Below are 24,060 nucleotides of genomic sequence, written 5' to 3'. Positions count from 1 at the left end.
AGCGCGTTTCATAGTTTTAGTGAAAGTCTGGGACTATTAAGCATCTAAAATTACTTGTTTGGTTTTATCTGAATGCTAACAAAGCTAAAGCGAATATTTGGCCCTTCAACTCCACCTTTAAAAACCAAGCTGGTGGTGGTTGATGAGTATGATGAAGAGATACCTAGATATCCGCCTTTCGCGAAAGGTCTACCGGTTGCACCTATTGACAAAGTTCTGCTAACTCAAGATGAGCTTATACAGCGTATACGCAATGCTCTAGGTTTTAATAAAGAAGAGTGCAAAAGCTTAATATTGCCCGTAATAAAAAAATACGCCGAATTTGTTCATTTATTGCCTGCGTCAGAAGCCCATCATCATCGTGGTGCTGGTGGACTCTTTAGGCATGGCCTTGAGGTTGCCTTTTGGGCTGCTCAAGCATCGGAATCTGTCATTTTTTCAATGGAAGGGTCACCAAGAGATAGGCGCAATAATGAGCCTAGATGGCGATTAGCCAGCTGTTTCGCTGGGTTACTTCATGATGTAGGTAAGCCTTTATCAGATGTGTCTGTAACAGATAAGGGTGGCTCTGTTACTTGGAATCCATATAGCAATACGCTTTATGGATGGGCAGTAGACAATAAAATTGACCGGTATTTTTTGCGATGGCGTGACAGTCGGCATAAGAGGCACGAGCAGTTTTCAGTATTAACTATTGAGCGGATAATTCCACCGAATGTTTTACAGTTTCTATCCGAGTCAGGGCCTGAAATATTGGAGGCAATGCTAGAAGCGATTGCAGGAACGAGTACAAACCAACCAGTTACAAGGTTAATGCTTAAAGCTGATCAAGAAAGCGTTGCTCGCGATCTTAAGCAAAGCAGACTAAGTGTTGATGAGTTTTCTTACGGTGTACCGGTTGAAAGGTATGTTTTCGATGCAATTAGAAGGCTTGTTAAAACAGGTCGCTGGAAGATTAATGAACCTGGCGCAAAGGTATGGAATTTACATCAAGGTGTTTTTATTACCTGGAGACAGCTGGGTGATTTATATGAATTAGTAGAAAAAGATAACATACCAGGGATACCAAGAGATCCCGATACGTTAGCAGATATCCTTATTGAGCGAGGCTTTGCAATTCCAAACAAAGTACAAGGGAAAAATGGTGAGTCGGCCCATTATCGTTACTGGGACGTGTGCCCAGAAATCATACAGCAAGGCCAACCAGCAGGTACTATAAAGTTGCTAGGGTTAAGGCTTGAGTCGCATGAGCTAGTTTTCACCAATGAGCCACCAACCCCGGTTAAAGGGGTTGTTATTGGCGAAGAGGCTGAGGTGGAAATTAAATTTGTAGATATAGAGAGCAATGCATCAAGCGATGAAGGTGCGAGCGATGAAGGTGCGAGCGATACAGATGCAAGCGATGAAGGTGCGAGCGATGAAGGTGCGAGCGATGAAGGTGCGAGCGATACAGATGCAAGCGATACAGATGCAAGCGAAAATGATTATGGTTTTGTCGATTTTGAAATGGTTCATGAGATCGTAGCAAATTCCCCTGAAGTTGATGACGAATCACCGTTAGATGGCTTGTTAAAGAATGATATAGATCCCGAAACCATAGAAGGGGCTCTTGGTGAAGCAGAGGTAGTTAAGACAGAACAAAACCAGTTTGTACAAACAGAACAAACAGCGAGCGACCCCGTTGACACAGTAGTGAGTGTGACATCTACCAAAAATGAATCAATAAACGTTAGCTGCTTATTCCCTAGCAAAGCGGAAAAAAATATACCTGGAAGTAAAGGTAAAAAGCAGCCGGCACCACTAACAAGTGAAAATCCAGATACAAAGCCACAAGAAAATAATAGATCAGTGGAGGCAGATTGTGCAGCGAAGGATGAATTAGTTAGCTACTTAAATAGTTTACCTTTAGATGCGAAAAACATACTCGAAAAGGCAATATTACCAGTGTTAATAGGTGAGAAATTGCTAGGAGAGGTTTTGTATATCTTCGAGGGTCAGGTTTCTATTATCTACCCAGAAGGTGCAGAATCTCTAGGGTGTGGCAGTGCTTCTGAGGTTCTAGCATGTTTATGGAGTGCAGATTTGATTCAGGGAGATCCGGTAATGCCAATGAAGAAAATACAAAACTTTAAAGGCGTTAAAGGTCTAGCACTTAAAGCAAGCACCTCATCACTCTTAATTGCTGCTCTTGATGAGTTAGCAACTGGAGAGGTCGAAGTGAAACAAGTGATTATGGAAGGCAGAAAAAGCAAAAAACAAAAAAGAAAACCCTCAAAAGAAGACCGTACTGACAGCACAAAAGGTAACAGTGGGCAAGCAAAGCAAAATAGCATGCCATTTAACCAGAGCTTAAAGCAAGAAAGTTTAACTGATACAAATGTAAATAGTATCGAGACAAAGCCAGTTAAAGAGATCTTCATCCCTGAGATTGATGAAGACGCCTTACTGTTGAGAGGGCAAGGAAAAATGACTGCTGATTTTGATGATATTAAACCAAAGGTTATAACGGTTAGTTCAGCTATTAAATTACTTAAAGAAATGATTTTAAAGCGTGAAGGTAAGTGGATTGTTAGCGCAGTGACCAAGGAAGGTGACTGCTTGGTTACTAGTGGTAAATCATTAGATGTTATAGCTGGTGAATATAATGATATAAGCAAACATAGCTTGAGAGCGCACTTAAAGCGAGGTCAAGCATCACCACCATTGATGTATAAGCAAGGTAAATTGCATCTATTTTTAAAGGAAGGTAACTAATCATGAAGTACAACTCACTTGAGTATGAAATGCCCTGGAGGCCAAACTACGAAAGGCAAGCAGCGCTAGGCTGGATATCTGCAAGCGCGGTCGCTATGGGTGTGAATTATTACAGCACAATGCCATCAGATCCTTTTTATTGGATGAGTGGCATATGTGGAATTATGGCAATGTCACATATACCTAAAGCTATTAAATTGGCAAGTTTACAAAAGCACTTGAGTGGTCGTGAACTTGAATTTATTACGCTAGAAAACCTTCAAAAAACAATTCAGGGCCACCCAAATGAGATGTGGTTAGGAAATGGTTTTGATTGGGAAAATAGGCATACACAGCGAGTATTCGAGATATTAAAGCGTGACTGGTCAAGCGTAGTAGGATTTGAGTCAACAACCAAAAAATTAACTAGAATAATAAAAAGAGAGAAAAAAAAGACAAAGCCAATAGGTGCCACCTGGATACATGGCCTTGAGCCCAAGGAAAAGAAGCTGGTTCAAGATATAGGGCATACAGAAGGACACTCGTTAATTGTAGGAACTACAGGCTCAGGTAAAACGAGAATGTTTGACATTATGATATCTCAAGCTATTTTGCGAAATGAAGCAGTGATTATCATTGACCCTAAAGGCGATAAAGAGATGCGTGACAACGCTCGAAAGGTCTGTGAAGCAATGGGCGAGCCAGAAAGGTTTATATCATTTCACCCTGCATTCCCTGAAGACTCAGTAAGAATAGATCCTCTTAGAAACTTTACTCGCGTAACAGAAATAGCTAGCCGACTAGCAGCGTTAATCCCATCGGAGGCGGGGGCAGACCCATTTAAAAGCTTTGCATGGCAAGCCTTGAATAACATTGCACAAGGGCTCGTTATGACTTATCAGCGACCCAACCTTGTACTGTTAAGACGATTTCTTGAGGGGGGCGCAGCTGGATTAGTAATTCAGTCTATTGAAGCTTACTCGGAAAATGTAATGCCCAACTGGGAGGCCGAGGCAGAGCCATATAAAAGCAAAGCCAAGAATGGTCACATTGAGAAAAAGGCATTTGCCATGCTTAGGTTTTACTACGATGTAATACAGCCTGTAAAGCCAAGTTCAGAGCTGGAAGGCTTGCTAAGTATGTTCCAACATGACTCGACTCACTTTTCTAAAATGGTGGCAAACCTACTGCCGATTATGAACATGCTTACATCAGGTGAGTTAGGGAAAATGTTATCTCCAGACTCTACTGATCTAAGTGATGCTCGCCAAATTACAGATAACGCCAAAATAATTAACAATGGGCAAGTGGCTTATATAGGGTTGGACTCGCTTACAGATAGCATGGTCGGTAGTGCTATTGGCTCCATAATACTATCAGATTTAACGGCGGTGGCCGGTGATCGCTATAATTTCGGGGTAAACAATCGACCTGTAAATATATTCGTAGATGAAGCCGCAGAGGTGATAAATGACCCCTTTATCCAACTCTTAAATAAAGGGCGAGGCGCTAAGCTTCGGCTATTTGTGGCAACACAAACGTTTTCAGACTTCTCAGCTCGAATGGGAAGTAAAGATAAAGCAATACAGGTATTGGGTAATTTAAATAACAAGTTTGCTTTGCGCGTTCTGGACAAAGAAACCCAAGAATATATCACTGATAACCTACCAAAGACCCGGGTTAAATATGTTATGAGGAATCAAGGTCAAAATACAGATAGTGAAGATCCTATTATGCATGGCGGAAGTCAAGGCGAAAGGTTGATGGAAGAAGAGTATGACCTATTGCCGGCTCAGCTATTAGGAATGCTTCCAAACCTTGAGTTTTTTGCAACTATTTCAGGGGGGCGCTTAATCAAGGGTCGGCTCCCAATACTTGTTTAACTTGCAAGAAACTTGCTGAAAAAATACAAATTATTGAGGTTATATAAAAATGGCAAAGCAACATCCCTACGCAAGAGTGGTAGATGGCCTAAAAACAAGATGCAGAAAAAATGCAGAGGCACTTACGTTACTTCAGTTTGATTGGCCTGTATCACGTTTCGTTTTAGAAAGAATTAGCGAGTATATTACTGATCACATATGTGCTGATGAAGAGCCAGTGATTTATGAAATTATCGAAGAAGCACTTGTTAGATATAGTGAGGCGGTTCACTTTAAAGCAGGTAATAAAATACCAGACCCACTTCGGTTTGCTGTATTTATCGAGGCGTTGATTTCAGAAACATCAAGAATAATGGAAGTGGAGATTATTGATAACTCAGGTTCATCATGGACAGTTGGAAGTGGCAAAAGTTTTTGTGAATGGTACAGCAAGCATGAAGGCGGATTAACAATATACCCAAAACTACATGAAAGTGAAAACAGCCTTAGGTCTGTACTTTACGACTTAATTACCAGTGAACAAATAAAAACAGTGTTAAGGAGGGTTGATTATGAAGAAGCCATTATGGCTGGTGGTTTGGCTACTGGTAATTGAGCTATTAGTTATTTTGTTGTTGGTGCCAGGAGATTGGACTGACAGAGCCATCAAACAAGAAAGCAAACTTGTGGAGGCCAATCTTGGCAGTCACACTCGCTATTGGATAGAAGACAAAGCAGAATCATGGTATCAATCTACTATGATCGACTCTGGCTTCTATGAGGGTGTTTATTACACATTAATCCCTACTGAGGAGCAAAGGTTAAATTCAAGGGGGATGGAAAAGATGGGTCTATGGTGGTTTCAGTGGGCTGAGGGTAGGATAGAGGCGTTAGGCAATATTGTTTATCAGTTTTACACTAGGATGGCATTACTCCTTGCTTGGGCCCCCTATATGGCAATTTTATTTCTACCAGCTATGTATGATGGAATGATGACCTGGAGAATAAAAAGAACTAACTTTGATTATGCCTCACCTGTTATCCATCGGTACGGAGTCAGATTTATAGGTTATCTTTTGCTTGGGTTGGGCATTGCATTTTTTGCACCCATAGCACTTAACCCAATAATAATCCCTATTGTTATGATGGCCTGCTGTGTGCTGGTGGGTATTGCTATGGGGAATTTACAAAAAAGAGTTTAAATATAATCCTAACGTAAGAACCATGCCCCACTTATTGCTATTGATAAATGGGGCGAAAAACTTTCACATGTGAAAGTTTTTTATAAAAAACCTACGCAATACATTCATCCCTCAAAAACTTCATTAAATACAAATTCACCTACATTATTTTGATAATAAGGCTGTAATTGCCCAAAAAGGGTGAGAACAGATGCGATCTTAAGTGGCACTTTGACAGAGAATAGAAACATTAATTCTATAAGGAGAAAGCCATGAAGCCTGTGCGAATACCAAGGCGAGTTGATGAACCACCACACTTATTAATGTGGAGCGCTGATGAGCTTGCTCCCATGTTAATCGGACTGGTAGTGGGTGTGATTTTGGGTAAAGCGTTCGTGTGCACCGTAATTGGTCTTGTTATTACAAACTTCTATCGAAAATTTAGAGATAACCACCCAGATGGTTACCTCCTTCACATGATGTATTGGACAGGTTTACCAATGACTAAATCGAAATCATTTAAAAACCCATATATCCGGAGGTTTTTACCATGAACCTTAAAAGCTACCTCAAATCATGGGAAGGCATACAAAACGAGAATAAGTGGAGTCGTATTTTTATCGCCGGCTTATTGCTAAGCGTATTGATGCTTATTGGTATGTTAGTCAACAAAAAGACAATTGTTACTATCCAGCCTTTCTCTTTACACGATGAGGCGTGGGTAACAAATGATGCATCCTCAGTTGGGTATAAAGAAGCGTGGGGCTTCGCTTTAGCCCAGCTTATAGGAAATGTTACGCCATCTAATGTTGGGTTTATTAAAGAACGCATCGAAAGGATGTTATCACCGGCTATCTACAACGATGTTATTTCAGTTTTAGAAGTTCAGTCGCAACAAATTAAGAATGACAGAGTAAGTATGCGGTTTGAGCCTAGATTCGTAGAGTATGAATCAAAATCGAAAAAGGTTTTTGTATATGGCTATTCGTTTACTAAAGGAATGTCTAGCGAATCAGAAAAGCGTATTGATAGAACATATGAATTTACAATTGCCATTTCAAATTACATTCCAATTATCGATTTCATGACAACGTATGAAGGACGCCCTCGGACAGAAGGTGTTATTGATCGTCTACAACGCAGAGAAGAGCGCCAGGATAAATAATGAAAAAGATTAAATGCAGCTTAGCGCTATCAGTAGCTCTAGCAATATCACCATCTATAAACGCACAAGATGCAATACCAGTAGTACCTGCAAGTGTCATGAAAAAAGCATCGGCAGAAGCTAAAAAGTTAAGCGTGGAATCGGAGAGTCGTGCGAATCCTGAAAGCGGATATCGCGGGGCCAACGTTTCACAAGATGCAGTCGTTAAAATGACTCCAGGCGTGAATCAAATAATACCTGTAGCTATTGGGCACCCAAACCGAATAGTAACGCCATTTGGTAATCCTGAAGTAGTGTCTACATCACTTACTGGTGGGTCAGCTGATGGCGAGTGTGGTGAAGTTTGTATTAAAGATAACGTGGTTTATGTCGCAACCAAGAAAAATCACCCTGTAACTATGTTCGTTACAGAGAAAGGAAGCGAGTCTCAAGCATTAAGCTTAACAATGGTTCCTCGTGAAATACCGCCGAGGGAGGTTTTCCTTAAGCTTGATGGTAGCTCTGTAGTTGCAGGTGTGCAATCAAATCCAAAAGCTGAAAGATGGGAAAGGAGTAAGCCTTATATAGAAACAATTCGGACAATATTTAGAAAGCTAGCCCTTGGGGATGTTCCACAAGGTTACTCAATGAATAAGACGCCGAATAATATAACCCCTCCATATTGTGATCATCCTGGTATGGCCGTTTCCTTTAAAAACGGGCAAGTTTTAATGGGTCATAGTCTAACAGTTTTTGTAGGTGTTGCTGAAAACAACTCATCCAATGCATTGGAGTTTAACGAAGCAACATGTGGTGATTGGGATGTTGCAGCTGTTACAACTTGGCCCCTAAAGGTTTTAGAACCAGGCCAGCAAACTGAAGTCTATGTTGCGCGTAAAAATGCAAAAGGAAAAGCTCCTACTTCCAAACGCCCATCACTGTTAAGGGGTAAATAATGAAAGATTATTGGGAAAATATGAACCCTAAAATGAAGAAATACACAGCTATGTCTTTAGGTCTTGTTGTGATATTCGGCATTGTAGCTATTTTTTCTAGCGGTGAAAAAGTTGAGCGAAAGACAACGCGAGAAGAAAGCATTCGCCACATACTTACAGACTCGAACACGCGTGAGGTAGGTATTGACGCGCTTTCGGCGGATCTTAAGTTAGTTGCTCGTGAAAATGAAAAACTGAAAAAGGACTTGGAACGTTTTAGGGAAGAAATGACCAGAGATACCGGCCAATCTAAAGATAAGGTTTCGGGTCGTGATATAGCTCGCATTGAAGCTGAAATGAAAAGGCTAAAAGAGCAAAATGAAAAGCTGGCTAAAAAGATAAAAGATCCATCTGAAAGCAAGTTGAGCCCAGCAGAAAAAGCTAGAAATAAAAATGCACAAATAAATCAAGATTCGAGTGCACCATTTAAAAAAGAAGGGGAGCTTGATTACTCCAATCCAGAAGATTTCTTTAAAAACAATCCAATACCGAAAAGCAATGAAAATGAGAATAGTGTTCGTGATACTAAAGGTAAACCTCAAGAACAGGCAACGCTTGTAATTTCAAGCTACTCGTCTTCAAAAAATGATATCGATCCTAATGAAAAAGACGTTAAAGAAGATGACCTTTATATACCTGCGGGCTCTATATTTACAGGTGTTTTAATCAACGGTATGGATGCACCAACAGCACAAGGTGCAAGGCAAGACCCATTTCCTGCAACGCTTCGCATTAGTAAAGAGGCTATTTTGCCAAATAGATTTAGAGCTGATGTTCGCGAGTGTTTCCTTATAGTTTCGGGCCATGGCGATCTAAGCTCTGAGCGCGCATATCTTCGCGGTGAGACTTTATCTTGTATTAAAGACAACGGTGAAGTTATTGAAACTGGCTTTAATTCATACGCAGTTGGTGAAGATGGTAAAGCTGGTGTTCGAGGCCGGTTGGTTTCAAAACAAGGCCAGATTATAGCCAAGTCATTGATGGCTGGTTTTTTAAGTGGCGCAGCTGAAGCTTTTGATGTTAACGCCGTTCCAACTCTTAATCTCTCAAACACCGGAAAGACTCAATATCAGCAAAACGACTTTTCAGACACATTTGTTCAAGGCGCAGCTGCTAAGGGTGCTAGCTCGGCCCTAGACCGCGTAGCTCAGTTTTATGTGCAAATGGCTGAGGGTATATTTCCAGTTATTGAAATCGATGCTGGTCGTCAAGTAGATATTATTGTAACCAAGGGCTCAGCATTAAAAGTCCGTGGCTCAAAAGTTAAATAAGGTAATGAAAATGCTAAACACAATCAGAAAAAGCAAAAAAACAGGCATAGCTTCAAGTTTAACGTCTGCAACATTTAAAAATGCAGTGATGGGATTGGGGTTAGTAGCAACTTTAAGTGGCTGTACGCTTTTTAATGTAGGTAGCGGTGATTATGCATGCCCGGGTATGCCAGATGGTGTTCAATGTATGTCTGCAAGGGATGTTTATGCTGCAACTAATGATGGGCAAGTACCAAGGCCAATGATAGCTGGTGAGGAGGATCATGAAGAGCATAATGATCATGAAGAGCATAAGGAAAATATTGGTAAGAAAGGTTCCGGCGATGTTGTTATTGATACCTATGTTGCTCCTCGCCTACCTAACAAACCTATCCCGATTAGAACACCAGCGCAAGTGATGCGCATTTGGGTTGCTCCTTGGGAAGATACAAATGGTGATCTCATTGTAACTGGTTACATATATACAGAAATTGAACCAAGACGATGGGTTGTTGGTGAGAGCGAATCAGAGACAGAGGCATCTTTTAGACCTCTTCATACAAAGAGAGGTGGCAGTAACAAATAGCAATATTTTACAAAAAATGCTCAAACCGCCCAAAAAGGACAGTTAGCGATGGGGGGTTTGCAGTAAATAGAAATACTATATAACCACTAGAGCAGCCACAAAGAGCAAATCTAGTTTACTTAAAATCAACGTGTAATAAGAAAGGAGTGTTCTAAATGAACATAATGCAAACCGCTCGTAATTTGAGCAAAAATCAATTATTCGTGGCTTTTGGCTTAATTGCTCTGGCTGTCTTTTTATCTAGCAATGCTTATGCTGGTAGTGGTGGTGCAGAGTTTGATGATGTTTGGTCAACTCTACGCGAATGGACTGAAGGTACTCTTGGTCGTATTGTTGCCGGTGCCATGATCCTTGTTGGCATTATAGGTGGCATTGCTCGTCAATCACTAATGGCATTCGCAATGGGCGTTGCTGGCGGTATGGGCTTGTATAATACACCAACCATAATTGAAACAATTATGTCAGCAACTTTAGAAAAAGCAGCTGCTGTAACCCCAGCTGTCGTTCAATTGTCAAATGGCCTAGGTGGCTAAGTAAAACAAAAAACTCTTGAGTAGAACTACCTAAAGCACTCGAAATTTATATTTCGGGTGTTTTTTTTGTTTTTACGCCCAAAAAAGGCTGTTGTATACCCGTATGAAGCTTGAGCTTTGGGGTAGCCTTAATATGTGTAAATTTACCTTTAAAGGGACAGTCACAATGATAAAATTAAAACGTAAAGCCCTGGCTATAACCGGTGTAATAGCGTTGATTTCAGGGGGGTATGCGCAGGCAGATCTTCTTGAGTACAGCTTTACCGGGGTAGATGGCAATCAACGTACACTTTCGGCTAATGCTAAATATGGAAACCCTACAGGCACGATGACCTTTGCCTTAAGTGCAGGGGTTGATAGAAAGGTACGTGTTTCAATACTTAACTCTACCGGCGGGTTGCTAAATACAGCCACAAGCAGCCTGCTTGGCGCTAATGATAGGATAACAGTAGGGGGTAAAGAGTATTATGGCTCATTCTTAAACCTTCCTGCACCAAGTGAAGGGCACTATAAAATCAAGGCAGAAATATTGGCCGGTGATGGTAAGGCTGTTAAAGTGGATGTTCATTCACTATTTGTTGATCTCACACCACCCACTGCATCACCAATGATTGCAACAAACGCAATCTATGGACAAGATACAAGTAGTTCAATATGGAAGTTAGGTACAGGCGGTTCTGAAAAAACATACTTCAGAGTTAGTGATGTACTAGATGATTCACCAATAAAAGAAACAAAGATATTTATATACAGAGGTGATGGTACGTTGCACTCAGAGAGCGATGCGAGCTTTGATGTGCCAAATCGACAAATTGATGTACTTAACAAATATGGGATTCTACCAAACTCAAATCTTGATGAGGATTTTAAAGTTCAAATAACTGCTTTAGATGAAGCCGGCAACACTTGGAAATCTCAGCTACAAACAGTCCGTTGGGACAATATTGTTAATGCGCCAAAGGTTCCGTTTGGTGTTTTCGACCCTGATTCAAATAATCAACTAGGCCCAGGATTAACAGGATTTGTACCATATAAAGCGGGAATGGAAGTAAAAACCAACCCTGTAAGGTTGGCTTACCGCATAGAGAAGAGCAATTGGCATGAGTACTCGCCTGGCGGGCTAAATTTAGTTAATAGCCTTGGTGAAGCAGCCGTTGCAGGTTCAGACAAGGACTACGTTTATTTATATTGGTCAGCTCCTTTTGGGAATGTGAATGGTAACTTTACGCGATGGGTTAACTTTGGCTCGTGGGGCGGAGCAGGTATTTCATATAGCTTACAGCTTTCTCCAAATGCACCTAAAACACCAGCCCTTAAAGAAGTTGAATATCATTATAGCGATATTGGCTGGGGGTCATTCATACGTTACGAAATCCCTAACGATAAACTCCCGTATTCTTACGATAAAATAAGAGTTAACGCAGAGGAGAGAAGCTTTAATCAAGTAGCTACACACCGTGGTTCATGTGTGATTCCTGCGGGGCAAACAAGCTGTATCATAAACTCAAGCTACACCATGCAACCTGGTACTTCAGGTTATATACATGATGCAGCTACGGTAAGAAGTGAAGATGGTAAATTAAGAGCATCAGATCGATGGGCGGAAGTTCATTGGAATGATCAACATTATCCTTCCTTAACTTACGATTATTCAGAAGCTGAACAACAAATTAAGGTATTCATAACCCAACCTGCAAGAGGGAGTTATTTTGACCGCTTAAGGTTAAGAACAGCCTGGCTTGAAGATGCTTCTGGCAAAAAGCTTTCAGTCTCAGGTGGTCTGATAGAGGAAAATGGTCAGTACTATACATATCAGTGGGACTTAAAGACTTTGGCTGAAGGGAACTATCAGTTATATGCAGTAGCACAAGAGCGTCATGGGCCACTAACAAAAATACCGTTATTTCCCTATAGATCAGACAAAACACCCCCAAAGGTCACGCTTACGACTACAGGTGATGGGGCTATATCGTCACTTGATCAGTTTATCATTAATGTGACAGACACTTATGACTCTTCACCCAAGGTGAAGTCTATTAGATTGGAAGGGGGGCCAGCGAGTGATCGCGTTCAACTATCTTGGCGCGAAGAAACACCAGGCTCCTTTAGCTTAGAATACCCAATTATGTTCCCAAGTATGCAAGTTGGAGAAGAATATACGCTCACAGTAACTGCAGAGGATTCGCAAGGTAATAGTACTACTGCTAACAAAAACTTTATGTACGAACCAGCACAAATATCCTTAGCTGATGGCATGGATGGCAAGCTTATGATACCTGCGATTGCACATGAGTTTAAGCGATTAGGTGGCGGTAATATCATTCAAACAGAGCCTATTAAGCTAGGTGGAAATACAGTTGTTTCAGGTGTGTATGATGTATTTGCAACGCTGCGTTCTGATGCACAGATCCCCTTAGTTGTTAACGGTATCCTCATTTCTCCAGGGGAAACGATGAACATCATGAACCAGCATGATTTTAGCTCTTCAGGTGGACGTATAGATTTACCTCTTCGCCCAGCAAACTCCGGTGAAGAAGGTACATCAAATTTACTAGTCATGACGAGCGCACCAAATTCACCAGTGTTAGTACTAAATGTAAATACTTGGGTTGGTAAAGCCAAACTATCAGCAGAAAACTGGGAAGTACGTCAAATAATAGATCCAGTCAGCATTAGTGCATCTCCTGCAGCTGGGGTAGCTTGTCGATTGAGCAGCGATGAAAATGCTGCGAAAGCTTCAGATGCAGTACGTGATCCAGTCTGCTTATTAGAGTGGGAGCAAGTTCCAGACGAAGCGGAATCCGTTGATAGTTTTGTAGGCGGGTTAAAGCTTACAGGGTTAAAAGGTCAAGCTGTTGCTCTAGGTGAACAACCAGTAAGCTATAGTTTATACCTGTATAGCGGTGGAAGCAGAAAGGTTCGAGTAGGTGGTGGTCAAAGCACACTAAGTGTCATTTCTGCACTTAACTCAGTTGCATACAAGCCTTTAGGAGAGTTAGCTGAAGTTAACCGCGTTATTCAAGAGTTTGATGTACGCATGAGGCAAAATGTTGGCCCATCATGCTCACTAACCCTGGATGCCACAAGAGCTCAAGATGCAGCAGCAAATAGACAAGTAGGAAATCACGCCAGCACTTGCCTTTTTGAATGGATTGATATTCCAGATGGCATGCAACAAGATCAGTACTCAGAAACTCCATATTTATTCGGAACTTTACGTGAAAAAAAAGCACACACTTTACGTTGGAGAGTAAGTATATATTCTAAAAGCGGAACTCGTGTGACGCTAGCTACTGAACAGCATGACATTGAAGCAATAGATCCACCAGCACCGGAAATCAATATTTTTTCTAGTTATCACCATAAAGATGAAATATTTATGGTGCCTATTGAGGGGGGTTATTTAGGTGATGCAATAATTGAAGGTGAACTAACGCCAATTGATGTTTTACTAACTAGAGATAGTGTTGAGCTAACCAATGAAACGTTCCAACCTGGTCGTGGGGTTAACAATAAAATATTCCGCAGAATGGATACAGAGAAGTCAGCATTATGGAATGAAACCTTATTTAATGTGCAAGGAAGCTACAATTTTCTGCCAGAGGTAAAAACAACCAAAAAAGTCAGAGCTATTGCAGTGCCTGGCTATGATATACGCCCCAATATAAATATGAGGGTAAGTGAAGCTATGGATACAGCTCCTTTACCTGTAACCGTTAATATTGCAGATAGAATGCGGCCAGAAGTTAAGTATGATTCAAAATCAATGGGCGACTGGGCTATTCGCTTGGTGCGCGAAGAAGGTTTTGAAGAAATTATACCAATGACTGATTTTGTTGATGCTCCAAATGGGGTTGTGCAATTTAATTTAGATCTTGCTGGTATAGAACGCTCTGTAAGATTAATTGCTGAGGCAAAATTAAAAAGCCCGATAGATGGATATGATCGAGTTGAGAAAAGCCAACGGGTTTTTCTTACAGTTCTGCGCGGGAACGCCATAGGAGCTAGCGTGGAAGGGCGGCGCTTAGCCGGTGCGGCACCATTTGCAACCATACTTCAGTTATCACTTGATAATAGAGCTGACACAGCTGCAACTGGTGATGTGATTTGGGAGGTGAGTAACGATGGAGGTGCTTCATGGGAGGCCAACCTTGTCACGGATCGTAATCGGTTCCGTTGGTACAAAACCTACGATAAGGGTGAATACTTAGTTAGAGCTAAAGTGTTTAATGTTCACTCAAAGGCTGAGTCATATACAGAAACAATAGAGATCATAGCTTACGATACGCCAGAGGTTGAAGTAGTAGGAGCTAAGACGCTGTTTGCGGGTAGTGAAGCCAATTACCTAGTTAAAGTTACCAACGCTAACGGTGAACCAATGGAAAATGCCGTTGTAAAATGGACAGAGGACAGGGGGGAGACATTCTTTCATGAAGGTAACGAGCTGACCTTAACTAGTGAAAGCGAAAAACGCTTTAGTATGGAGGCATGGGTTCGCGATGTAGATGCACCAGATGAAGATCGTTATGCATATACACGCAAACGAGTGTATGCCGACTTTAGAAGAGTTAAAGGGCCTCGGGTGTTTATGGTTGGGCCTCGCGTTATAGAAACAGGAGAAACTTATAACTACCAAGTTAGATTGGGCTTGCCATATCGCGGGATGGAAGGTGAAGTTGATGGATATTTTACTTTGCCTAATGGTGAGCAGGTTAAGGGTGAAGAGCTAGAGTACACACCTACAGAAAGTGATCTAGCCTTAGGTAGTATTGAGTTACAGTATACTGCTTGGATTAAAGGCTATAAGGATCAAGGCACCGAAGCAAGTCAAGATATTCGAGCGCGAGTTTGGGAGTATGTTTGGCCGGACTTTAATTTATATACACGCAGTAACTCCAATATGGCTCCAGCAGACATAACAGCTAGGGTTAGGACAATTGCATTCAGGGGGCAGCTTGATGATGCTAAATATGTTTGGGAGTTCCCGCAAGGCGATACATTTACTGTAACTGACAACCGCTGGAGCGATATGAGGACATTTCTAATCACAGCTCCCGGTAAGTATCCAGTAAAGGTAACAATTACAGATGCCCGAGGTAATAAATCAGTAATAGAAAGCACGCTCGATATTAAACAAGCCCCACCATACGAGGTCGGTATTAATTACAGTGCATCGAATGATTACAATCGAGAGCCGTTGGAATTAAGTTTAAGGCCGCTTTTATCAGGTGGTCATCCAAGAGACAGAGTGGAAGAAAGAATCTACAAAGTTAATGGACAGGAAATAGAAACAAATGGATATAGTGCGAGAACTGTATTACAAAAAGGGAAGCATGAAGTTTCATTGATTATGCGAACTCGAATGGGTAAAGAAATCTCAAAAACACTCGAAATGAACATAGTTGAGAACCAACCCCCAACTTGTTCAATACGAGTAGATGATAGGTATAGCTCATGGGCTTTCCATGCAGAATGTAAGGATGCAGATGGTAGTATGAATGCATTTGAATGGAAGGTTAATGGAAAACCTGTGTCTGTTCGCTCCAATCGCTTAACAATGGGTAAGCATGCATACGATAATGTAATGCCGCTTGTAGAGCTAACAGGCTTCGATGATGGTGGTGCAGCATCGAATAAAGTAACCGCTCAATAATTAATGTAAATTTAACTTATGGCTCACAAATTGTGGGCCTTTTTCTTTCACATGTGAAAGTTTTCAGAGGAATAATGGATGTGGAAATACTTCAGTTGGCTTTAGTTGAATTGGGGTGGGTTTTAAGCGTACCACTCATTGCAGCTTGTATTTTATGGTGTGCAAATGAAACTTATTACCGCTCTCTTGGGGATTGCAAAAAAAAAGCAATTCTATTCACAGGGCTGGTGGGTGTTACTGCACATGAGATATCACATGCGATCATAGCGACAGCGTTTGGTTTGAAAGTAACAAAGGTAGTGTTTTTCAAAGCTGATCCTGAATCCAAAACGCTTGGCTATGTGAATTTCAATTACAACCCAAATAGTTTCATAAACAGTTTAGGGTTGTTGTTCACCGGGTTATCACCATTGTTTTTTGGTGCCCTATTAGTTTATTTCCTTTTTGATGTGGCAGGGCTACCGAACCTGCAATCATACTTTGTATTAACAGATCATAGAGGGTTAACAAGCAGTGTAGCTATTAGCTCTACTTACCTTTGGTTGCAAGATGTTTACTTGGCTATAGATACACCACTAGCGATTTTAAATCTAATAATATCATTAATGATAGGTGTTCATGCAACGCCAAGCCTTGCAGATCTAGAAGGTAGCATCAAAGGAGTTAGCTCAGTTCTGATAGTGATAATGGCATATTGGTGTGTAGTAAAATTCATTTCCAATAAAAGCAATGCGTTAATTGAAGTATCTATTCAGTCGCTTAACTACATAAGCACGGCAATTCTACAGCTAGCCCTAATTTCAAGTGTTGCTGCAATATTTCTAGCTGGCCTCGGAGTGATAATTAATTTAATAAAGAAACATATGAACTAATTTTAAAATAAAACCAACTAAAAGGCTTAAGTTGTCCAAAATGGGCTATTGCGGAGGCGTCACTTAAGCAGTTCTCTATATAAACTGTTCTTTATTGGTAAACCACCCCAAAGAGGACAATCATGCGTAAGTGTTTTATTTATAATGCAGCCACTGCATTAATAGCGCTATGGTCAGCAGCCATTACAGTTAAAGCGGTAGAAATAGATCTTTCCGACCCCAGCAATAAATTAGATTCCATTATTACTTTGCCAATTAAGAGTTTGAAAGCGGTTGAGGCAAATGGTGAAATTTTATTTATGTCAGAAAACGGTCGGTTTGTACTAAGAGGACAGCTTTACGATGTATGGTATAAAGATAGTATCGATACACCCGCGCAGATTGAAGATGCCGCTACACGGATACACTTCAAACGCATGGGGGCAAACCTAGATGACTATAACACTCTAACTATCGGCAGCGGCAAAGAGGAGGTTGTAGCTTTTGTTGATCCACTTTGCACTATTTGCCATAAGCTAATGAAAGATGCAGAAAGCCTTGGTTTAAAATACACTTTCAAATTTGTTGTTGTCCCCGCTCTAGGTGATGATTCCGACAAGCTTTCACGTAAAGTTTTTTGTGCTGCCGACCGCAACAAAGCACTTCATGCTTTTATGTCTAACACCCTCGAAACGCTAGAACAGAAAACCCCCTGTGACACCAAGCAATATGATATGACCTTAATGATGGCCCACTTATTAGATGTTAAAGCAGTACCCTATATAGTAGCACCAGATGGCCGGCCAAGCTTGGGACGCCCTGGCAACCTTAAGCAATGGCTGGAGAATAAATAATGAGCTTCATAACTTTAAAGAAAAAACTTCAAGAAAGAATAATACCTGAAGAAATACGAGCTGCTGGCGTTATACCTGTAGTCGCATATTCAGAAGATGATTACGCATTTCTTATGGATGATAAAAGCATAGGTTTTGGTTTTATTTGCCAACCATTAAACGCATCTAGCGAAAAAATTCAAGAGCGAGCCATTGGTATGTTAAACCAAGAGTTCCCTGCTAACTCAACAATGCAATTTTGTCTATTTAGATCACCAGATATCACTCAAGAGCTATATAAAATGATTGAACTTCGTGATGGTTTTCATCACGACCTTCTTTCAACGGTAATTCGAGAAAGAGCTGATTTTTTAAAGCACCACACCGAAGAAAAGATAATAGGAAAAAACGAAAAAGGTAATTATGACAGCGGAATAATTCAGGATACTAAGCTTTTTGTAACAGTGAAAATTCCTATTCAAGATAATAAACCAAACTTCACCGAGCTCACAACACTACAGGATTTGAGAAGCAAAGTTGAATCGTCACTACAAACAGTGGGTCTTAGACCAATACCGTTAACAGCGGTTAGCTATATCAGAATCATGGGAACAATGCTTAATTGGGGCGGGGACGCTTCTTGGAAAGGCGCTAAAAACAGTTGGGATACAAATAAGCCTATATGCGATCAGGTTTTTGATTATGGGACAGATATCTCCTTAACCAAAAATAGTCTGAAGCTTGGCGAGCAGCATGTAAAAGTTTTGTCGGCCAAAAAACTTCCTGATATTGCATATTTTGGGGATGCAATTACATACATTGGCGATATAAGCGGGGGGAGCTCTAATGTTAAGGAAAATTACATGATAGTGACGAATGTTTTCTTTCCTGACCCTGAAAGTATGAAAAGCTCTTTGGATAGAAAGCGTCAATTCGCCGTTAACCAGGCTTATGGCCCAATGTTGAAATTTGCACCTGTATTAGCAGATAAAAAAGAAGGTTTTGAGGTTCTTTATGATTCGATGAAAGAGGGACAAAAGCCGATAGGTATTAGTTATTCGATGGTAATTTTTGCTCCTACTAAAGATAGAGCAGATGCGGCAGCAATGTCTGCGAGAAATATCTGGCGTGAAACACGATTTGATTTAATGGAAGACCGATTCATACTTTTGCCTATGCTAATCAATAACCTACCATTATGCACTGATAGCAATTCAATTAAAGACTTGTTCAGATATAAAACAATGACCACAGAGCAAGCTGCAGTCATTCTTCCAATCTTTGGTGAATGGAAAGGAACAGGCACTTATCACGCGTCACTACTATCGAGAAACGGCCAGTTGATGAGTTTGTCTCTACATGATTCAAATACGAATAAAAACCTTGTAATAGCAGCTGAATCAGGGTCGGGTAAAAGCTTTTTAACGAATGAACTCATAATATCTTACCTTTCTGAAGGCGCTCAAGTATGGGTTATTGATGCTGGTAAATCATATGAGAAGCTTTCAAATTCCCTCAAAGGTGATTTTGTACACTTTGAAGAGGGTACGGGAGTTTGCCTTAACCCATTTGAGCTTGTGCAAAATTATGAAGATGAAGAAGATGCAATTGTAAGTCTTGTTAGTGCTATGGCATCAGCCAAAGGTAATTTAAGCGAGTGGCAGGTTTCAGCTCTTAAACAAACCATGACCGATGTTTGGGCTGCAAAAGGCAATGCAATGAAAGTTGATGATATTGCCGATAAATGCCTTGAAGAGCAATGCGATCAGCGTTTAAAAGATGTGGGTACTCAGCTGTATCCATTTACCTCTAAAGGTAGTTACGGTAAATACTTTGCTTTTGACAATAACGTGTCCTTTCAAAATCAATTTACTGTGTTAGAGCTAGATGAGTTGCAAGGAAGAAAGCACCTTCGTCAAGTAGTGTTACTTCAGCTTATTTATCAAATACAGCAAGAAGTGTTTCTGGGGGAGCGGAACCGCAAAAAAGTAGTAATTGTAGATGAGGCTTGGGATCTGCTTAAGGAAGGTGAAGTATCTGTTTTCATGGAGCATGCTTACCGAAAATTCAGAAAGTACGGTGGTTCTGTTGTTATAGCAACGCAAAGTATTAATGACTTATACGAGAACGCCGTGGGTCGAGCAATTGCGGAAAACTCTGCAAGCATGTACCTGTTAGGTCAAACAGAAGAAACTGTTGAATCTGTAAAGCGCAGTGGACGTTTAACGCTTTCTGATTCTGGATTCAATATATTGAAAACCGTTCATACAGTACAAGGTATCTACTCGGAAATATTTATAAAATCCAAAAGCGGGATGGGGGTTGGCCGCCTTATCGTTGGTGACTTCCAAAAATTACTATACTCAACTGACCCACGAGATGTAGATGCAATAGATCAATACATCAAAAGAGGCCAAAACACACCTGATGCAATCAGATCGGTTATGCAAGACCGGTTAAGAAATTAATTAAGGAAGTACTATGAATATAAAATCAATCGCAATCGCAGCAATCATAGGCTCCCTAGGTGGTGCAGCCCTATCATCATTGTTAATTAAAAACCAGCAACACGAATTGGAAGAAAGACTTATAAAATCACCACCAATAGTAGTGGTCGATTTTGCAAAAATGGCAATGCAATACCCTGAAGGTGCGAGCTCTATAGAGCTTGAAGGTCTTATGATGAAAACAAATGAAGCAGTAATAAAACTTCGTGAAGCAGGGTATTTGGTGATAGATGCAGGTGCTGTAGTTTCAGCGCCGGACGATGTTTACTTGCCAGAGGACTTCATCAAATGAAATGGATGAAAAAGAAGGAGTCGTGGCCCCGATTCTGTATAAAAGCCGGAGTTGCCTTGGTGGTGATTTGGGGGGCCGGGGTGGCTTTTGCCGACAGATATAGAATTGGAATCGATGATCAGCTAGTAAAGTGCATCCCTGGATATTCAGTTTACTTGATAGATAAGAAAGACCAACAACTAGAAAGAGGGGCAATCTTTGTATTTTCAGCACAAGGTTTACAGCCTTTTTATGAAGATGGCACCGAAATGGTTAAGTATTTAAGAGGGTTGCCTGGTGATAATGTGAAAATTAGTAAGCATGGCAACATATACGTTAATGATGAAATGCAAGGATACGGCCTTACTCACGCCGAAGCACTTAATAAGCCAATGGATTCATTCGTTGGCGAAGGCATTTTACAATCTGATAGCTTTTGGTTTATGGGAACCAGCAATCAGAGTTTTGATTCAAGATATTGGGGAACAGTAAAAAATGACCAAATTATTGGCCGCGCCTACCCGTTATTTTAAAGCTGCTATTTTTACATGCTTAATTGTTACCGGCATCTCTTTTGCCCAGCAATCACCTTTGACAAAAGAGGATATGGAGTTTGTTCAAAAATCTAAAAAGATAATTGAAAATGCCCAAGCTTCAAAAATGCCGGATTGGCTTCGGACTGATAGCGATAAATTTACATCCGCACACAATGAAGCTCTTGAACTCGTAAAACAGCTTCAGCAAACTGATCCAACAATGAAGCGAATGGACGAGTTATCAAAAGCTAAGAAAAGATTTTCAAGCCAGAAAGTTGTGGTGTTTGCCTCACGCTCTCTTGGCCCGCAGAGCTTGAAAGATATTTTAGGTATGGCATCTAACAATCAGGATGTGGTTGTAGTGTTTAGAGGGATACCTCAAGAGGCTAATTTAGGTGAGGCTATGCTGGAAATTCAGCAAGTCGCTGCTGAATATAGCCCCATGCCAAATATTGTAATAAACCCAGTTTTATTCACAGAGTACAATGTAACTTCAGTACCAACTATCATTGTTAGGGAGGAGCAATCTGTTATTGCTGGGAAGTTACCAGAAGTAATTGCTCGTGTATCTGGTTTATCTAACCCTAACTGGATTTTAGAAAAAATTGAATCGGGTGAAAAGGGTAACCTAGGAATTAGAGGCCCGGTTGAAAGTATAAGTGAACCTGATTTAATTGAGTTAATGAAAGAGCGATACGCAAAAATTGATTGGGAAGAGAAGAAACAAAATGCTGTAAATAACTTTTGGAATAAACAGACGTTTAGAGAGCTCCCTAAAGCACATAAAGATCGCATACGAGAGCTTGACCCTACGGTTTATATTTCTCAGGATATAGCCACCCCTGATGGCACATTGATAGCCAAACAAGGAGATATGATAAACCCACTTGATTTAACCCCTTTCACTCAAGCAATTGTTGTACTTGATCCATTAGACAAAGACCAAGTTAAGCGGGTAAAGGAAGCATTACCAAGAATCAATAAGACCCCAGGCGTTAAAAGAATAACCTACATCGTTACTAGGCTGGATAGAGAAACTGGCTGGGACTCTTATACCAAAACCACAGATACATTTGACGCTCCAGTTTTCCTGTTAACCCCTGATGTAGCAAAAAGATTTGAGCTCGAATATGTACCTTCAATAATAACCGCTGAAGGTAAACACTTCAAAATAGAAGAACTGGCTGATAAAAGAGGTGACCCATGATTGTTCCGGTGTTTCAACCAATTCACACCACAGGTAGTAACAATACAATGGGAGCAGAAGTTCTGGCCCGCTGGTTGGTTAATGGTGTTTATTACACCCCAAGCGCTATAAGTAAGTCTGCGCTGGTGGAACATAACTCAATTTATTGGGAAAATACTGATTTAGAAATAATTATTGCACTAGTTGATAATCATAAATGTATCGAAAAATCATACAAGTGCATAACTATAAGTGTATCGGAAGCGACACTAAAATCTAATTACCTTTTTACTTCTTGGTTAAATCAAGTAGAAAAATTCAGATCGTTATGCACAGTTAAGTTAATGATAGAAATCACAGAAGGTGTAAGTGATAATTCGCTAGAAAAACGATGGGGGATAATGAAAATGAAGGGGATACCACTAGTAATGGATGATTTTGGTGATCTTTCATCCACGTTTAAGCGGCTTCAAAAATACCATTGGGATGGTTGTAAGTTTAATACAAAGAGGCTCACATTAAAAAATAAAAAAGATATTGAAGGATTTGAGTACTGTAAAGAAAAAGGGATTCCAACTGTCGGAGAGCACGTAGCAACAGCTAGGCTCTCTAATGAAGCAGAAAAAATGGGTGTCGACCTCCAGCAAGGGTTTTACTTAGGGAAACCTACGATATTAAAAGACTGGGTTAAAGATCCACCGCAATTGGATGAAAAGGTTAAATTAAGCAGTAAATCAATTACTTCTTTATTAACAACAAGCCTATCAGTATGGGCTCTGGCTATTACAATTACATTATCCATAGCATTTTTAGGTGGCTCTAAAGCGGTTGCTGATCCTGGATGCCAGGACGCAGAAGTTATTGGGCCTAAAATGATAACTGACATTTGTTGGAGTTGTATATTTCCACTTCGAGTAGCTGGCGTGAATATTTCAGGTGGTGGTGGCAGCATCCCAGATGGTGCGGTTAGATCACCTTTATGTATGTGTGATGATAACCAAGGGGTTGCTCATCCTGGAGTAACTACGTCAATGTGGGAACCGGCGCGTCTTGTTGAGTTCCAGCGTGTACCGGGATGCTCTTCTGTACTTAACGGCACTAGGTTCCCTTTTGATAGAATAAACCAAGGGCACCATGGGGAGGCTGTATATGATGGTGGGGATAGCTCATTTACGCATTATCATTATTACACTTACCCAATCATGCAAATGCTAGATATGTTTGTTAAACAAACGTGTAATCCAGATGGCTTTATGGATCTTGATATCATGTATTTATCTGAGTTAGACCCAACTTGGAATAATGATGAGTTAGCTTTTTTCACTAACCCTGAATCAGCAGCCGTTGCAAACCCTGTCGCAACCCTTGCTTGCACAGCTGATGCAGTGTCTTCAACTGCAGGCAAGCCTATAAAAGAATTGTTTTGGTGTGCCGGGAGTTGGGGAAACATATACCCTCTTAGCGGCAATCAAAACGGCGGCAAAGGGGTGATACGAGACACAAGCTTGTTATCAACTCGTGTGTTAGCGGCGCTACATCGCAGAGGTTTAGCTCATGGAACCATGGGGCGTAATGCTATGTGCGGAGGAAACATAGAACCAACGCTTCCAAAAACTCAATATAAATTCACGATGTTACATCCAGTACCTGAAACTGAGTCTTCACATGTTATTGGGGAGTCAACACTTACTTGGGGGTTAGGGAGAACAATACCAGCGATAGGGCAAGATCCAATTTACATGATTTGGCGATGGAATGATTGTTGTAACCTATGAAAAAATAGTCGAGTAATTTGAAATACTAGCTGTTTATGTTACACGCATTGACAGCTAGCGACTTAAAATAGGAAGCATAGGGTTAATAAGGCTTGCATGTTATACAAGTCAACTCTAAAATAACTGTATATTTAAGGCTCTGTTGTACTTCTGTGTTGTTTGAC

General features: G+C 40.7%; 18 protein-coding genes and 1 pseudogene. All 19 read left to right on the top strand.

Translation table 11 applies throughout. The features are described 5' to 3' along the window. Nucleotides 1-72: 72 nt before the first annotated feature. Nucleotides 73-2,754: a MobH family relaxase gene (mobH, locus tag MTN97_RS06030; protein ID WP_248473928.1), complete on the top strand. Its 2,682-nt coding sequence runs from the start codon at nucleotides 73-75 to the stop codon at nucleotides 2,752-2,754. Between the two features lie 2 nt (nucleotides 2,755-2,756). Continuing rightward, a complete protein-coding gene (gene traD / locus MTN97_RS06025) occupies nucleotides 2,757-4,616 on the top strand; it encodes a conjugative transfer system coupling protein TraD (RefSeq protein WP_248473927.1) in 1,860 nt (619 codons plus the stop codon). A 49-nt stretch (nucleotides 4,617-4,665) separates the two neighbouring features. Then, nucleotides 4,666-5,211 (top strand): hypothetical protein, encoded by a 546-nt coding sequence (locus MTN97_RS06020; RefSeq protein WP_086957873.1) that lies wholly within the window; start codon nucleotides 4,666-4,668, stop codon nucleotides 5,209-5,211. Continuing rightward, nucleotides 5,168-5,797 carry a DUF4400 domain-containing protein gene (locus MTN97_RS06015; RefSeq protein ID WP_086957875.1) on the top strand — a complete coding sequence of 210 codons (630 nt, stop codon included), beginning with the start codon at nucleotides 5,168-5,170 and terminating at the stop codon, nucleotides 5,795-5,797. The genes MTN97_RS06020 and MTN97_RS06015 overlap by 44 nt, the downstream gene beginning before the upstream one ends. 251 nt (nucleotides 5,798-6,048) lie before the next feature. Continuing rightward, complete coding sequence (traL, locus tag MTN97_RS06010; protein WP_248473926.1) at nucleotides 6,049-6,330, top strand: type IV conjugative transfer system protein TraL; 282 nt, start codon at nucleotides 6,049-6,051, stop codon at nucleotides 6,328-6,330. Then, entirely contained in the window at nucleotides 6,327-6,941 is a 615-nt protein-coding gene (locus tag MTN97_RS06005) for a TraE/TraK family type IV conjugative transfer system protein (RefSeq protein WP_086957877.1), read from the top strand. Before traL ends, MTN97_RS06005 begins: the two co-directional genes overlap by 4 nt. Next, on the top strand, nucleotides 6,941-7,876 hold the full coding sequence (locus MTN97_RS06000; protein ID WP_121638681.1) for a type-F conjugative transfer system secretin TraK: 936 nt from the start codon (nucleotides 6,941-6,943) through the stop codon (nucleotides 7,874-7,876). Before MTN97_RS06005 ends, MTN97_RS06000 begins: the two co-directional genes overlap by 1 nt. Continuing rightward, nucleotides 7,873-9,186 carry a TraB/VirB10 family protein gene (locus MTN97_RS05995; protein WP_409418107.1) on the top strand — a complete coding sequence of 438 codons (1,314 nt, stop codon included), beginning with the start codon at nucleotides 7,873-7,875 and terminating at the stop codon, nucleotides 9,184-9,186. Before MTN97_RS06000 ends, MTN97_RS05995 begins: the two co-directional genes overlap by 4 nt. Before the next feature lie 10 nt (nucleotides 9,187-9,196). Next, nucleotides 9,197-9,751 (top strand): type IV conjugative transfer system lipoprotein TraV, encoded by a 555-nt coding sequence (gene traV, locus MTN97_RS05990; protein WP_244913647.1) that lies wholly within the window; start codon nucleotides 9,197-9,199, stop codon nucleotides 9,749-9,751. A 161-nt stretch (nucleotides 9,752-9,912) separates the two neighbouring features. After that, nucleotides 9,913-10,284 (top strand): TraA family conjugative transfer protein, encoded by a 372-nt coding sequence (gene traA / locus MTN97_RS05985; RefSeq protein ID WP_374700974.1) that lies wholly within the window; start codon nucleotides 9,913-9,915, stop codon nucleotides 10,282-10,284. Between the two features lie 166 nt (nucleotides 10,285-10,450). Further along, nucleotides 10,451-15,937: an Ig-like domain-containing protein gene (locus MTN97_RS05980; protein WP_248473924.1), complete on the top strand. Its 5,487-nt coding sequence runs from the start codon at nucleotides 10,451-10,453 to the stop codon at nucleotides 15,935-15,937. An 80-nt stretch (nucleotides 15,938-16,017) separates the two neighbouring features. Further along, nucleotides 16,018-16,809 (top strand): hypothetical protein, encoded by a 792-nt coding sequence (locus MTN97_RS05975; protein WP_248473923.1) that lies wholly within the window; start codon nucleotides 16,018-16,020, stop codon nucleotides 16,807-16,809. Between the two features lie 122 nt (nucleotides 16,810-16,931). Continuing rightward, nucleotides 16,932-17,642 carry a DsbC family protein gene (locus MTN97_RS05970; protein WP_121638678.1) on the top strand — a complete coding sequence of 237 codons (711 nt, stop codon included), beginning with the start codon at nucleotides 16,932-16,934 and terminating at the stop codon, nucleotides 17,640-17,642. Further along, nucleotides 17,642-20,089 (top strand): type IV secretion system protein TraC, encoded by a 2,448-nt coding sequence (traC, locus tag MTN97_RS05965; protein WP_248473922.1) that lies wholly within the window; start codon nucleotides 17,642-17,644, stop codon nucleotides 20,087-20,089. The genes MTN97_RS05970 and traC overlap by 1 nt, the downstream gene beginning before the upstream one ends. A gap of 13 nt (nucleotides 20,090-20,102) precedes the next feature. After that, the gene (locus MTN97_RS05960) at nucleotides 20,103-20,420 is read left to right on the top strand and encodes a hypothetical protein (RefSeq protein WP_121638676.1); all 318 of its coding nucleotides are present in this window, start codon (nucleotides 20,103-20,105) and stop codon (nucleotides 20,418-20,420) included. Further along, on the top strand, nucleotides 20,417-20,932 hold the full coding sequence (lepB, locus tag MTN97_RS05955; protein ID WP_121638675.1) for a signal peptidase I: 516 nt from the start codon (nucleotides 20,417-20,419) through the stop codon (nucleotides 20,930-20,932). The genes MTN97_RS05960 and lepB overlap by 4 nt, the downstream gene beginning before the upstream one ends. Beyond that, complete coding sequence (locus MTN97_RS05950) at nucleotides 20,895-22,142, top strand: TrbC family F-type conjugative pilus assembly protein (RefSeq protein ID WP_248473921.1); 1,248 nt, start codon at nucleotides 20,895-20,897, stop codon at nucleotides 22,140-22,142. The genes lepB and MTN97_RS05950 overlap by 38 nt, the downstream gene beginning before the upstream one ends. Next, nucleotides 22,139-22,777 (top strand): annotated as a pseudogene (locus MTN97_RS05945) (EAL domain-containing protein); the annotation flags it as partial. The gene MTN97_RS05950 and the pseudogene MTN97_RS05945, both read left to right, overlap by 4 nt. Before the next feature lie 120 nt (nucleotides 22,778-22,897). Further along, nucleotides 22,898-23,896, top strand: coding sequence for a TraU family protein (locus MTN97_RS05940; protein ID WP_248473985.1), 999 nt, complete (start codon nucleotides 22,898-22,900; stop codon nucleotides 23,894-23,896). Nucleotides 23,897-24,060: the final 164 nt, after the last annotated feature.

Source organism: Pseudoalteromonas sp. 2CM36K (assembly GCF_023161865.1).
In the GTDB taxonomy this organism is placed as follows: domain Bacteria; phylum Pseudomonadota; class Gammaproteobacteria; order Enterobacterales; family Alteromonadaceae; genus Pseudoalteromonas; species Pseudoalteromonas tetraodonis.
Note: the sequence above shows the minus strand (reverse complement) of the source record. Positions and strands in the feature narration are given on the sequence as shown.